Annotated in this window: 10 protein-coding genes; 5 read left to right on the top strand and 5 right to left on the bottom strand. The window is 48.7% G+C overall.

Annotation, left to right across the window (positions count from 1 at the left end; translation table 11 throughout):
• From DWY57_RS17520 to DWY57_RS17500, 5 genes are all read left to right on the top strand, one after another.
• Positions 1-960, top strand: a 960-nt coding sequence (locus DWY57_RS17520; protein WP_243634711.1) for a hypothetical protein, incomplete at its 5' end; no start/stop codon positions are given.
• Positions 945-1,424, top strand: a complete 480-nt coding sequence (locus tag DWY57_RS17515) for a YqaA family protein (protein ID WP_005830979.1) — start codon at positions 945-947, stop codon at positions 1,422-1,424. The genes DWY57_RS17520 and DWY57_RS17515, both read left to right, overlap by 16 nt.
• A 162-nt stretch (positions 1,425-1,586) precedes the next feature.
• Positions 1,587-2,273, top strand: coding sequence for a tRNA (5-methylaminomethyl-2-thiouridine)(34)-methyltransferase MnmD (gene mnmD / locus DWY57_RS17510; protein ID WP_119962157.1), 687 nt, complete (start codon positions 1,587-1,589; stop codon positions 2,271-2,273).
• Between the two features lie 70 nt (positions 2,274-2,343).
• Positions 2,344-3,246, top strand: coding sequence for a zinc ABC transporter substrate-binding protein (locus tag DWY57_RS17505; protein WP_117964994.1), 903 nt, complete (start codon positions 2,344-2,346; stop codon positions 3,244-3,246).
• Between the two features lie 34 nt (positions 3,247-3,280).
• Positions 3,281-4,090 (top strand): metal ABC transporter ATP-binding protein, encoded by an 810-nt coding sequence (locus tag DWY57_RS17500; RefSeq protein ID WP_119962156.1) that lies wholly within the window; start codon positions 3,281-3,283, stop codon positions 4,088-4,090.
• 82 nt (positions 4,091-4,172) lie between these two features.
• Here DWY57_RS17500 and DWY57_RS17495 read toward each other — a convergent pair whose 3' ends face one another.
• The 5 genes from DWY57_RS17495 to DWY57_RS17475 form a co-directional block, all read right to left on the bottom strand.
• Positions 4,173-6,062: a hypothetical protein gene (locus tag DWY57_RS17495; RefSeq protein WP_207805184.1), complete on the bottom strand. Its 1,890-nt coding sequence runs from the start codon at positions 6,060-6,062 to the stop codon at positions 4,173-4,175.
• Positions 6,052-8,580, bottom strand: coding sequence for a glycoside hydrolase family 9 protein (locus DWY57_RS17490; protein ID WP_119962155.1), 2,529 nt, complete (start codon positions 8,578-8,580; stop codon positions 6,052-6,054). The genes DWY57_RS17495 and DWY57_RS17490 overlap by 11 nt, the downstream gene beginning before the upstream one ends.
• A gap of 5 nt (positions 8,581-8,585) precedes the next feature.
• Positions 8,586-9,830 carry an AGE family epimerase/isomerase gene (locus DWY57_RS17485; protein WP_119962154.1) on the bottom strand — a complete coding sequence of 415 codons (1,245 nt, stop codon included), beginning with the start codon at positions 9,828-9,830 and terminating at the stop codon, positions 8,586-8,588.
• A gap of 202 nt (positions 9,831-10,032) precedes the next feature.
• A complete protein-coding gene (locus tag DWY57_RS17480) occupies positions 10,033-11,712 on the bottom strand; it encodes a RagB/SusD family nutrient uptake outer membrane protein (protein WP_008662437.1) in 1,680 nt (559 codons plus the stop codon).
• A gap of 24 nt (positions 11,713-11,736) precedes the next feature.
• Positions 11,737-14,910 (bottom strand): TonB-dependent receptor, encoded by a 3,174-nt coding sequence (locus tag DWY57_RS17475; protein ID WP_226791258.1) that lies wholly within the window; start codon positions 14,908-14,910, stop codon positions 11,737-11,739.
• Positions 14,911-14,948 lie beyond the last annotated feature (38 nt).

The raw sequence follows: 14,948 nt of genomic DNA, 5'->3' as shown, positions 1-14,948 counted from the left end.
GGGCGGTTCACACTCCCCGCCGCTATCCTAATTTCAGTATCCTGCTGGATACTGACTGCCGTTCTGTTGCCCGAGACGGAGACACAGCAAAGCGGATATTCCCTTTGGGAAACATTCTGCGACTTCTGCATCCCCACCTGGGCAAACCGTCTCTTCAGCTTTATTCTGTATGCCGTCATCGGGTATTTCCTGATACAGCTCAACAATACGTTCGCCATCATCCGGATGCGGGCATCGGTACAGACTTCTGTCTACTTCCTGCTGATATCCGTCTGCCCCAGCCTGCACATGCTGTATGCGGGAGACTTGGCATCCGCCTCCTTCCTGGTGGCACTGTTTTTCCTCTTCAGGAGCTACCAGCAGGCACGGCCCACGGGCAGTCTCTTCCACGCCTTTGTCTTCATCGGACTGGGCAGCCTGCTTTTTCCGCAGCTCATGCTGTTTGTCCCTATCTTCTGGATAGGCGCCTACAACTTCCAGTCTCTCCAACCCAAAAGTTTCTTTGCTTCCTTGGTAGGATGGAGCGTACCCTACTGGCTGTTGCTGGGACACGCCCTCTACTACGGGCAAATGGAACTCTTCTGCCAGCCCTTCCGCGAGCTGGTGACCTTCGCTCCCATCCGGTTCGACTATCAGCCGTGGAAACTCGCCACCCTTGGGTATCTCCTTGTTCTGTTCATCGTCAGCGCGGCACACTGTCTCATTGCCGGCTATGAAGACAAGATACGCACCCGGAGCTATCTACACTTCCTCATCCTGCTGAATTTCTGCATCTTTGTCTATATCGGACTGCAACCGGCATTGAGTGTCCACTTGATGTCCTTCCTGCTCATCGGTGTCAGCATCCTGGCGGGACACTTGTTTGTACTGACAAATAGCCGCAGTTCCAATATATTCTTCATTTGTGCATTTATCGGATTATTCATTCTATTAGGATTCAATATATGGACGCTTTTGTAGATACACTCGTACAGCTGCTGATTGACTGGGGATATGTCGGTCTGTTCATCTCTGCCCTATTGGCAGGAAGCATCATTCCGTTCAGTTCCGAGATAGTGATGGTAGCACTGGTCAAGGTCGGTCTGAGCCCGGCACTGTGCGTACTCTCCGCCACCTTGGGAAATACGCTGGGAGGCATGACGTGCTACTACATGGGACGTCTGGGACGTATAGACTGGATTGAGAAATATTTCAAGGTAAAAAGGGAAAAGATAGAACGGATGCAGCATTTCCTCCAAGGGAAAGGGGCACTGATGGCTTTCTTCGCCTTTCTGCCTTTTGTGGGAGAGGCCATAGCCATTGCACTGGGCTTCATGCGCAGTAATCTGATGCTGACCACCACGTCCATGTTTGCAGGGAAACTGGTGCGCTACATAGCTATGCTGTGGGCACTGCAAGGAGCCATTTCGATGATGAATTATTGACATGTAGTGAGTTTGAGCAATAGATGTATAGATACAACGCGTTGGATGTATAGATGCAACGTGCTGGATGTATAGATGCAGCACGCTGGATATATAGGCGCAACAACACGCTGAATCACAGAGAATTAAACTAAATAAAAACATTCAACAAAAGCAGAAGTGATGCAACGAATCATAGAGAAGACGGAAGACGGAAGTGTGACACTGTTTGTACCGGAACTGAATGAACATTATCATTCGGTAAAGGGGGCACGTACAGAGTCACAGCACATCTTCATCGACATGGGACTGAAAGCATCCGCTACTGCCCGCCCGCATATCCTTGAAATCGGTTTCGGCACCGGACTGAATGCCCTGCTTACACTGGAAACTGCCGAAAAGGAAAAGAGACCTGTGCACTATATCGGTATTGAACTCTATCCGCTTGCATGGCCGGAGGTGGATGCGCTAAAATATAGCGACAATCCTCTGTTCGAGGAACTGCATCGGGCTGCGTGGGAAGAAGAAGTTGCCATAACTCCTTATTTCACACTGAGAAAAGTGCAGGCAGATGTCGAAACAATAAACATTGACAGTTTGTTAATGATTAATAAATCTCCGTTTGATGTTGTCTACTTCGATGCCTTTGCACCCGAAAAGCAACCGGGAATGTGGGAGGAAAAAGTCTTCCGGAATATCCATGCCACCATGAGCACTGATGGCGTGCTGACCACCTACTGCGCCAAAGGAGTAGTACGTCGCATGCTGCAAGCCATAGGATTCAAGGTAGAGCGTCTCCCAGGTCCCCCCGGAGGGAAACGGGAGATACTGAGGGGAAGGAAAGAGGAAGTGATAATGGATAAGGAATAGTTGATAATGAATAGTTGATGCCCCCTGCCACAGCGCAGCCAAATTGTAAATTGTAAATAGTAAATTGTAAATGAAAAAGTTTTGTTTTTTACTCCTCATAGCCACCTTGCTCTTCTCGTGCAAGCAAGGAGGCCAACAGAACAAGAAGAATGACGATAAACCCGTGATTACCGTCACCATCGAGCCGCTGCGGTATTTCACCGAAGCCATTGCCGGCGATGAATTCACCGTCGTCAGCATGGTGCCCAAAGGTTCAAGTCCGGAAACCTACGACCCCACGCCCCAGCAGCTCGTCGACCTCGCGCAAAGTAAGGCCTATTTCCGCATCGGCTACATCGGTTTCGAACAGACATGGACGGAAAAACTGACGGACAATGCTCCCCACCTGCAATTCTTCGACATGTCCGAGAATGTGGAACTTATTCTGGACGAGACCCATGCGCATCACCATAAAGACGGACATGTACACGAAGGCCATACGCACGCCGGTGGTGTGGAACCCCACATCTGGAACTCCACCATCAACGCCCAAATCATTGCCGGGAACATTCTGAATGCACTCTGCACCATAGACAAAGCCAATGAAAACGCCTACATGGAACGTTACAACGCACTCATCCGGCGGATAGAGCATACGGACAGCCTCATCTGCCAGATGCTTTCCAGTCCGAATGCCGACCGTGCCTTCATGATTTATCATCCGGCACTTTCCTACTTTGCCCGCGACTACAACCTGCACCAGATTCCTATCGAAGCCGGTGGAAAGGAACCCTCTCCCACCCATCTGAAGAACCTGATAAACTCCTGCAAGAAGGAGAAGGTACGCATCATCTTTGTACAGCCGGAATTCGACCGCCGCAATGCCGACCTTATCGCCCAGCAGACCGGAACCCGGGTGGTGGCTATCAATCCCCTCTCATACGACTGGGAGGAGGAGATGATGAATACCGCCAGAGCGCTTGTAAAAGAGTAAACGATGATTCTGTCCATTTAACGAAGAAGAAGCTATGCCTGCATCCCCCATTATAGAGATAAAGAACCTCAGCGCCGGATACGATAACCGGACCGTACTGCATGATATAAACCTGATTATCTACGAACGTGATTTTCTGGGCATCATCGGTCCCAACGGTGGTGGAAAGACTACCCTTATCAAATGTATACTGGGACTGCTGAAACCCACCGCCGGGGAAATTCTATATCACCCCTGCCCCCCATCCCCCTCCGAAATTGCCAATTGTCAATCATCAACTGTCAATTGTCAATTATCTATGGGTTACTTGCCCCAGTACAGCAGCATCGACCGGAAATTTCCCATCACCGTAGAGGAGGTCATCCTTTCAGGACTCAGCAGCAAGAAGCCGCTGGCTTCACGCTTCACCGCCCGGCACCGCGAGAAAGCCTCTGCCGTGATAGCCCGCATGGGGCTGGAAGGCATGGAGCAGCGTGCCATCGGCGCTTTGAGCGGCGGACAGTTGCAACGTGCCCTCCTGGGCCGTGCCATCATCTCCGACCCGCAGGTGGTGATTCTCGACGAACCCAGCACATACATCGACAAGCATTTCGAAGCCCGCCTCTACGAACTGCTGGCAGAGATAAACAAGGATTGCGCCATTATTCTCGTCAGCCACGACATCGGCACGGTGTTGCAGCAAGTCAAGTCCATTGCCTGCGTCAACGAAACCCTGGACTACCATCCCGATACCGGCGTTACGGAAGAATGGCTGGAACGCAACTTCAACTGCCCGATAGAGTTGCTGGGGCACGGGACACTGCCGCACAGGATATTGAAAGAACACAAGCATTCTCACGGATGACTGGAAGCAAAGGAGGCCGGCCCATTGTAGAACCGACCTCCCGTTACCCTTCCGAATAACTATCCGACAATCTTCTTACCCGTCATTTATATTGGAAAGCCTTATACGAATGGGGCAGTAATGACAAACGGAAAGAGTTCTTTGGTGTCACCGGACGCCTGCTCTGTACGGGTTCGGCAGGAAGGGGAGCCAGAATATCCCCATTCTCCAGATTTTCCAACTTCGTCACCTCATCATCGGTAACAATACGCACTTCCACCGGTTCATCATTGAAGTTCTCCACCACCAGTGTTTTATTGTCATACACAAACAATCCGACTTTGGAGGGAGCCTCCAGATAGACATCCATATCCTTACTCATAATGCGGCGAATCTCATTCAAGGCTTTTGCCGGGAAATCATATAAATTTCCCATATCATCGGGAATGGTCAATACATATAGATTGCCGGCGGCATAGGGAGCTCTCAACAAAATAGGATACCCCGATACTCCTCCCGTCAACGGACGGCCCGCACTGACTACTTCCCAAGCATCATTCGTATAATACTGAACCTGCGGTATCAATAAATCGCGTCCGGCTTGTCCGTATCGGCCAAAATCATTGACAAGAGCTTTCAAATCGGTACAACGCAACTCTACTATTTCGGCAATTTTTTCAGGAATGGCTTTCAGCAAGCCGCTTGTAATCACCACATCCCGTCCGCTTTGCAATTGCTTCCTAATGTCGGTCATGAGCTCCGGAGCTTGAGCCGCCTGGGCAGTCAGCAGCACCACTTGTTGGTCTTTCGGAAAAACGGGACGTATATCCATCGGCAAACCTATCATGCCCAGATAATTCTGCAAGAAATCATCACCCGCCACATGAAAAGGCTTGTAGGACTTGATGCCAATGGGGTTACCCAACTTACCTATCAGTTTATCAGTCTGTTTCAATACAACATCCGCAATGCGTGCCATGGTGGTAGGCTCTATGGAAGTTCCGTCCTTCTGCCGGATAGGGGCAGTCATCTCATCATAATTAAAGCTGGTGCCCATGCCCTGCCAAGGGGTACGGAACCTGGGAGACAACTTCACGCCCAGAAGCTGGTTATAGGCAAAGAAAATGATTTCGGGAGCCTTGGCAAGCATGGTCAGATGCAGCTGCTCAGCATAGCGGTCCATGCCTAGATTCAGTCCACCGGAGTCCACCCATCCTCCACCGTTGTAGCCCGGACGCAGATTATCGAAATAGCGGATAATATTATAGCTTAGATAATTCTGCAGATGCTGGTTGCCGGCAGGGTCCCTTGTTTCGGTACCCGTCCAGACACCGTCAAAGAGTTGGGGACCTTCCTCCAGATTAAAGCCCAAACCTTGGAAATGGTCGTACCAGTTGGGATACTTGATGATTACCTTTACACGAGGATTCACCTTCTTGGCAGGTTTCAGCACAAGGTCGCGCCCGGCTTCAGTCATCAGCTTCAAACGGTATTCCGTCCAGCTCTGCGCACCTTTGGCTTTTATCTCTATGTCCGACTTGCAACTGGTGAAGAAAAAGTCATCCAGAATAAACTCGTCAAAGTGCTTTGCCGTATGTTCTGCAATCTTTCGCACCATCTCACGATGCTCGGGATTGGAATAGCAGAACGTCTCGAAACTGTTTGCCTCGTTGATGGTGTAGGTAATTCCTCCGGCAGTCTCTATTCCCCGGTCATGGAAAAATTTCTTAGCTTGCTCCAGGGTGGCGTCATCCACAATCAGTAAATCACGATGTGTTTCCAGATAAATCTTGTCCACTTCCAACTGTTGTGAAATCACATTCCAAGTCGAATCCAGCCAATGGATGTCCTTCATCTTGTCTACCTCGTAGGCACGTACATAGACCGATACCTTAAAATTGTCATAAGCTTTTGCCTGCATGGCCATAGTGCAGACCATGCAGAGCAGAAAAGCTACAATTACAAACTTATCTACCTTTATTTTACTGTTCATTACCATTCAATATTTTCTGAGATGCCAATACCATATACATAAACCACGTAGCATGTCCGCCCAAACAGTATTCACCTTCCTGCCATAAGAACGGGAAATGAAGTAATTCGGGCAAGTCGGGACGAATCAGATTTGTACCCGGAGACACTCCACCCGGAATATAAGACCAGTCGGCACGGTTGACACCATAGGCAGCTTTCATCGTTTCGGCACCGACTCCCGTTACAAACGCTGCCTGATTACATCCCGGATGCATACCGAGCAGGTATTGGACAGCATTGAAAATATAGTCCGGTGCAAACAAGTCAGGATAGGCAGCATGCAGGTAACAGTAATTGTAGCCCAGATGCTGGGGTTCCCATGAACCGGAAGAACGGTTACCTCTGTCATGCGGCACTCCATACGGAGTTTTACTGCTATACTCCTGATACATAGCCTGCAACTCCGGCAGTGCTTTGCGAACAGCCTTGCTGAAACGTGCATTTCCCACAGCTTTGTCGAAACGTCCGATGAACCAACCCGTCTGACGGATATTCTTGCAGATGAAATCCTGCTGCTGCAAAACGAAATCACGGTACTCCACTTCCTTTGTCGCCAAATAAAGTTCTACGGCAGCATGTACCTTGGCTGTCAGCACCCGGTTGTTGTCGCAGCGGGTAATCCTGAACAATTCACGGGCTATCTCCAGACAATCCGCTCTCAATGCATCGTTATGTCCCTTCAAGACACGTGAAATACCTGCCAGCCAGGCAGCCACCTGAAGTTCCCTACCAGGGTTGTCCTCCGTAAACACCCAGCGGTCGTCGGCAGTCCCACTGACATGGTCTGTATGGGCCGACGCATCACCCAAGTGTGCATACTGGCGTACGGTAGGACACAGAATCCCTCTGTAGAGACGCCCCAGAGCCTTCCAACCCGCCACTATCGTCAAAGCACCGTTTTCCACCTGCTGCAACAAGTCATTCTTTCCATCCGGCTGGTGAATCTCGACTATCTTCTTTTCAAAATCTATGGAAGTCTCGTCCCAATAGGCACCAAAGTTCTCACAAGCCATGGCAAGTATATAGGCCTCGCCTGCCTGGGATTCCACACGCAAGTCATAGTCCCCCGCATCGTGCCATCCACCCACATTCAGCCCTGGAACCAAATCACCCGGCTGGTACTTACAAAGAGTAGAGGTTCCCTGAGTATATCCGTCTATATGGTTGATATCGGTTTTGGCCATACGTGCATCGTCATGATGACAGAAGTCATGCCATACACGGTATTTTTCGTTCACACGCATGTGGCACATCTGTACCGGCAAGAAGTATTCCACCTCTGCCTGCCAGATACCCTTGTCCCACACATCTTTGGCAATGCGGAACACCGGAGAAGCAGCATCGCCGTACATCACCTGATAGAGCCCTTCTTCCGTCACTTCCGTGAAGTCGAACTGCAGATAGTGGTAACGTTGGAAATCTCCCCAATCCTTGGCAGCCTGCTGCTTTACCAGTTTCCTGCCATCGGCAACAATGCGATAAAGGGCAGGTTGCTTGAAGTCTGTATCCCGTTTGTCCAACTCTATGACAGCTACTTTCTTCTGTCCAGGATGGTAACCTACTTGAGAGGCTTGCACCACCGGTGCATAACGCCAGTCTTTAGTGACTGTCGGACGGATTATCCATTTCACCGCACCTTCCTTTGTCCCTACCGGGAACTCCGAACGGAGCACAAACCAACCGTTGTTATGATTTATCCTTCCATCATACAGCAGCAAGTCTCCTTTCTCACTTTCAATCGTAATCTTTGCCAAATCATCCTGAGGATTGAGTACAAACTTTTTCCCTGCGGCCAAAGGAGCAGAGACGATATCATCGGCAATCATCGGGTTATAAGTCTTTCTATCCAACAGCAACTGGTCCAAATCAGCTTTCCCGCCAGGGTTGAAATCTCCGATATGCTCCATGTTGGAAGACTGTTTCATGGTGGGCCCCATCGCCTGGTGGGGAAAGACTCCCGTCCGGTTGTCCATAATCCACGGCTTGCCCAGCAAAGTGGAAGGTACCAATTCCAGATTAAAGCCCAACTTGCCGGCAAACCGCTCGGGCACCGGTTGGTCCAAATCAACGGTCAATACCAGATAATCCTTCTCGCCTTTGACCTTAATGGTATAGCCAAAAACAAAATCCGGATAAATCATCGGATTAAAGCCTGCCATATGTTTGGCCGAATCCGGATAACTCAATGTGACACGGATTTCATTGTCAGCCTCATCCACCACCCGGCTTCTCATCTTGGGCAATCCCTGCCACTGCCCTTGCGAGATTTCAAAGCGCACATCTCCATTGGCAGCCCTGCGGTCTCCATTCAAAACAAGGGTCAGTCCTCCCTGGTGTCCTTCAGGGTAGACGTCACTGAACACCATCACATTGGCCCCGCCATTCTCAAAATATCCCGATGGATTGATTCTGAAATCCTGGGCGTGCAGCCCCATACAAAGCATCAGTGATGCTGCACCTGCTATAAATTTCTTCATAAATACTATTTTAAACGATTATGTATTTCCACTCCCAAGCGTACCGTATGATACGGGCAACGCCACATACTCACTTTGGGAGTATCCTTCTTGGGTTCTCCATCAAAACAATCACTGTACCATTCACCGTATTCCCGGTCTATCATACAGTCCTTTACGAAAGTCCAAACCGTATCGGCCGATTGCAGATAAACGTCATTCCCGCTGATTTGCCAGGCATTGACACAAGCTATCATCGTTTCAATCTGGCCCCACCATGAGGCATGCCCGGTTGTTCTTCCGCCCTTCTTTTCATACATCATATACCCTTTGTCACTCAGTCCTTCCGCCAAGCAAGCATCCGTCACATCCAGCGCAAGCCGATTCGCCCTATCCATCAGTTGCCGGTCTTCTAACACACGGGCAGCCTCACAAAGCAGCCATCCCGCCTCCACATCATGCCCATAAGAGTCCATCTCAACCAGACTGTTCCATGCATTATCAAAGAACAAATTAAAATGCCTCCTTGAAGAGTCATAAATACGGTCCATAAACAACCCGGTGCAGAACTTGAGTCGTTTCCTCAGTCCGTCGTCTTTCCAGCATTGATATAAAAGGGTATAAGCCTCCAGCACGTGCAAATGCGCATTCATAGTCTTGGGTGCATTGTTATCATAATTATCCAGTTGTTTCCAATCTTCAGTAAAAGATTCCACATAACCGTCATATTGCGATTCACGGCCTTTCTCCTCCAAGGTATGATATAAACCGACAGCCATATCCAGACTCTCGCTGTTACCTGTTGCCAGATAGTGTTCAGCCAGCCCATAGATGGCGTAGGTCATGGCATACGTATATTTGGAAGCATTCAGCACCTCACCGTCAGGATTGACCAGCCAATATACCCCACCATGTTCCTTGTCTATAAATGTATCAATGAAGTAGCGTTGCGATTTATCCGCAAGCTTCAGATAAGCCTCATCCTTAAACGTACGGTATGCGGCAGAAAAACTCCACAGAATCCGGGCATTCAGAACCCCTCCTCTCGAAGCATCCACTACCGGAGTACCATTCCGCAATACAGTTCCATAAAAACCGCCGTCGGGAGCCACTGCATAATCCATCCAAAACGGCAACACGCTGTCTCTGACATTCGTGACAATCTCTGTACGCATGCGTGTCTGCATATCTGTCTCCCCTAAATGCGACCGGCAACCTGCCAGACAATATGCAACCAGCAGTGCTATCCAATAAAACATCTTCCTTTCCATAATTATTCTCTAAAACCATCAAACTTTTCCTTGTATAATTCCCCGTTTATCAGAGACTGGTGTTCGTCGTCTCAAGTACTGGTGTTTGTCATGTCAGACACCGGCTTTCATCACGACAGACGCTGACGTCTATCACAACAACTACTGGTGCCTGACATTTCACTCACAAATATTTTATTATTAAGTGTTTATTTATAATTTATCAATATCCCGGATTCTGGTCAGCCTGATTGATGAGCGGGTTGGTCAGAATCTCATTCGTCGGAATCGGGAAGATTTCCTGATAAGCCTCGTGCTCAAAGAAACGGAATGAGTCACCAGTCTGCAGACAAGCCTCTTGTGAAGAGTTGGCTGCTGTCTTCGGATATTCGGCGGCAAACCATTCTTTGCACATACCCATACGGCACAAATCATGGTAAAGCGAGAACTCGGCATTGAATTCATGGCGACGCTCTATAATCAGCGCCACCTTCCATACCGGAGAAGTATAGCCTTTGGCTGCTTTATAGCTTGTATAATAGGTCTCTGCATCCGGCACTTCCACCGTCTGGGTATTCAACATGTCGGCGGGTAGGTCAATCATCGTCGCTCCCATCTCCAAATTACCCCAAGCACGGTTACGTATCTGACGTATCATGTTCCATCCGGTAGCGTTGTCACCTGTCTCGAAACAACATTCTGCATAGTCGAGCATGATGCCTGCATAACGCTTCAGAGTCAATGAAATAGGATTGAATACTTTGTTGTTCTCACCTGGCTTGCATCTCCAGTATTTCAAGGAATAAACAGTAGGCATATTTTCGGAGCCTTGGAAAAGACCGTCAAAACCACTTGTCACCCCTACAGTCTGCCCGGTAATGGGATGCGTATCCCCTTTGGCAACAGCAGAGTACTGGCGGCGTTTGTCACCCGGTTCAAAGGAACGTACAAACTCCCAAGAAAGACAGAGAGAACCCCAGCCTCCCCATTCGGGTGCCGCGCACATATATCCGTACCACATCATGGCATCTGAAGACGAATCGGCTCCCCAACCCATATATCCTTGTTCATGATACATCACCTCAAATACGGACTCTTTGGTCCAATGTGTATCCCAGGCATGAAGGTTACCGAAGCAGGGCTCCAATGAATAGGTTCCACTGTCCACTATATCCTTCAGTTCCGTCTTGGCTTTCGTAAAGTCTTTCTTCAACATATACAGCTCGGCCAAATAAGCTTTGCAGAACCCCTTGGTTATACGTCCGTATTCACCATTCATGGGTAACCAATCCAGATGGTCGCGTCCAAAAGACAAATCTTCCTCGATAGCCGCATAAGTCTCATCCACGGATTCCGGGCGTGCCTTTCCTACCGAAGTAGTATAGGTTTCACCGGTAAGCAACATCGGTACCCTTCCGAAAAGTTTCGTCAGGTAAAGGTAGTTATAACCGCGGATGGCACGTGCTTGCGCTTCATAAACGGTCTTGGAATTGCTGTCCGCAAATATAGAGGCATCCGCTGTCTCCAGGCCAGCCAGGAAACGGTTTGCACGGTCCACTGCACGATAACTCATCCGCCATGCAGTCTCCAGGGAACCCTTATCGGGTTTCCAGGCATGACGCTGCCATTCCGCATCCCAACCGGAAGCCTGACAGTCCATCGTAGAATGGTTGGCAGCAAATACCTGAGGCTTGAATCCCCATGTCTCGTCATCACCGGAACCGTGCTGGTCCGTATAAAAGGTATCATAAAGTCCGTTCAATCCGGAAAGGACATTCTCCTCCGTTTTAAACATGAAATCTGCCGGAAGAATATCGTAATGATCCACTTCCAAATAATCGTCACAAGACGTTACGGTGCTTAAGGCCAGCACACCGATCAACAGTTTATATAAGTTTTTCATAATCATATTTTTTATCCGTTAGTATTAGAACTGTACACTCAGACCGAAAGTAACCGACATCGGGAACGGATAACGTCCTCCGTCAAATCCCGAATACAATACATTGGAGTCACCGACTTCCGGATCGCCGAACTTATTGTACGAAGAGATGGTACATACATTGTCGACACTGGCAAATACGCGTGCATTTTCCATTTTCACCGGCTTCAGCACATTCTTCGGGAATGTATATCCTATCTGAATATTTGAAATCTTCAGATAATCCCCCTTCTGGATGTAGGCGTCGGACACACGCATGTTCTTATTATAGTCTGTCTTGGTGATACGCGGATATTTGGCGCCGGTATTCGAAGATGACCATGCATTATTGATATATTCCTTCAGTACATTCTGATAACCGCCGTCGGGTGCATAGACTGAGGTCAAGCGGGCCGAAGAATAAGAAAGGATATCCATACCGGCTACACCGTACAAGTTCATCGAGAAATCAAAGTTTTTCCAGGAAGCGGTAAGGTTCATTCCGTAAGTGAACTTGGGATATCCATTGCCTATAACAGTACGGTCGGCATCGGTAATCTGCCCGTCACCATTCAAATCAACAAACTTATAGTCGCCGGGCTGGGTAGTCTTGTCCTGATATACACCACTTTCAACTCCCTTTTCAACCGCCAGCCTATTCATTTCATCAATTTCGGCCTGGGTTCTGAAAATGCCTTCTACCTTCCAGCCATAGTAGGAACCTACAGGATAGCCGTTCTGTGTAATGGAGTGGTTGTCCCAGTTGTCGCCATCTTGTGCTGAACCTGACTTGCTGAATATCGGATCGCCGACTTCAATAGCCTCGTTCTTCAGGGTAGACCCATTCAGTCTTATGCCGATATTCCAATCGCTGAAGCTCTTGTTCCACGCAGCAGTAAACTCGAAACCTGAGTTACGGATATGTCCCGCATTAGTATAGACATTGGAGAAACCGGTGGAAGGACGAATCTGGCGATACAGAAGCAGATCCTTTGCGTCACGGATAAAGTAATCGGCAGAGAAAGAAAGCTCATTGTTCATAAAGGCAAAGTCAATACCGATATTTGTCTGCTCATTGGTTTCCCATTTCAGGTTGGTATCAATTTCTTTCTGCTGGGCAATACCGGCACCGTTAATCACACTCGAACCATTAAAGAACCAGTACATTGCATTTGCCGAAGACAACTGTGCTATGGACAAGTTGGTACCATTGCCCGCATTACCGGTCTGTCCCCATCCGGCACGCAACTTCAAGTTACTGAACAGTTCTAAATCCTTAATGAACTTTTCCTCGGAAAGACGCCAAGCTACAGAAGCGGAAGGGAATGTACCATAACGATTGCCGGCACCAAAGTTCGAAGAACCGTCGCGGCGTACCGTTGCAGTCACAATATAGCGGTCGTTCAAAGTATAAGTCAGACGGCCGAAGTAAGAAAGGAACCTTGTCTTCAAATCCAGCCCACCATCCGTTTGCTTAGACGATGGGTCATTGGTCAATGAAATTTTGCGGATGTTGTCTGCCGGGAAATCGTTGGCACTGGAATTCAGCCAGGCACCGTTCGTATCGCTGGTAGAGAAACCGGCCATTGCACTTACGCGGTGATGCTCATTGGACCAGTCATAGTTCAAGAACGCTTCCAGACCGAGTGAAGTGGACTGGCTCTGGTTCAGCGAGAACGAGTCCTTACGGTCTTGAGTTCCAAAGGTTCTATCATTATAGGCTGTATAGCCATTATAACCTTTTGTATAATAATTATAACTGGCAATAGTCTTGAAAGTCAACCCTTTGTACAAATCGAGTTGTAGGAAAGCACTAGCAAGCATACGGTCCCATTTATTAATACTGTCGGCAGTCTTGGCAGCAGCAACCAGATTGTCAGCTCCCTTGTTCACGTCTCCATTGCCTTCTTTCTTGTAATGTCCCCAAGTACCGTCGGGCAACACAATAGGCATGGAATAGAAAACACCGTCCTCTACATAATCCATGGTTGGAATGGCTTGTGCATAGTTTCTCAGGTTGCCTCCTCCCATCTTTTCCGAATGTGCATAGTTCAAGTTCAAGCCTACATGCAGAAAGTCTTTCACTTTGTGAGTGATATTAGCGCGTGCCGTCAAGCGTTTAAAATTCGACTCAATCACGATACCCTGGTTGTTCAAATAACCCAGAGATAAGTTGGCTTGGGTATTTTCGCTGCCTCCCGAAGCAGAAAGGTTATAGTTCTGCTGTAATGCCGTGCGTGACATTTCATCCTGCCAGTCAATGCTGTTCAGTCTGCCTATGTAATCCTCGCCATATGCCAGATTGGTCATGGCAATACCGTCATTCTTGACGGCGGAACGTACAGCACTTGCAAACAAGCCCGCATCAGCCACATCAATCTTATTCGAATTGAACTGGAGGGCATAGTTGGCCGAAAAGTTCACCTTTGCCTTCCCCTTACCACCGTTCTTGGTAGTAATCATAATGACGCCATTGGCACCGCGAGTACCATAGATTGCCGTAGCCGAAGCATCCTTCAGAATTTCGATGGACTCTACATCATTAGGATTCAAGAAATCGATGGAAGTTCCCACCTGCACACCGTCCACTACATAGAGTGGGTCGGCAGAGCCATTCACGGTTGCCACACCGCGGATACGGATGGAGAAACCTCCTTCCGGGTCACCGGAAGAACGGATGACAGATACACCTGCCGCAGCTCCCTGCAAACCTTGTCCCAAGTTCACCGGATTCCGCTTCATCATTTCCTCCGCATTCACGGAAGCCACAGAACCGGTGAGGTCGGATTTCTTCATCGTACCGTAGCCCACAACAACTACCTCATCCAAGGTTTCGGTATCCTCCTTTAAAATAATTTTCAGAGCATTCATATTCCCGGTTACTTTGACCGTTCGCGCCAGATAACCGATGTAACTGGTCTTCAGCGTAGAACCTACGGGACACTGCAAGGAGAAGTTACCGTCCAAATCGGTAATCATACCGTTTGTCGTACCTTCCACAATGACATTGGCACCGATGATGGGCTCGCCTTTCTCATCCACCACTTGGCCCTTCACAGTAACTACACTCTGCTGTACGACAGTGACACCTGCAAACGGCTGTACGCTTGTTGCAAAGAGAGGTCCGGCACATGCCAGCGATACTGACATGATACCCAAATACTTCATCACATTTCTCATAAATACTAAATACTTAGGTTTAACAAATACCCCGGTCA

The sequence above is a fragment of the Bacteroides sp. AF25-5LB genome (genome assembly GCF_003602965.1).
Classification (GTDB): domain Bacteria; phylum Bacteroidota; class Bacteroidia; order Bacteroidales; family Bacteroidaceae; genus Bacteroides; species Bacteroides uniformis.
The sequence above is the reverse complement of the archived record's forward strand: the minus strand, read 5'-3'. Positions and strand labels throughout refer to the sequence as shown.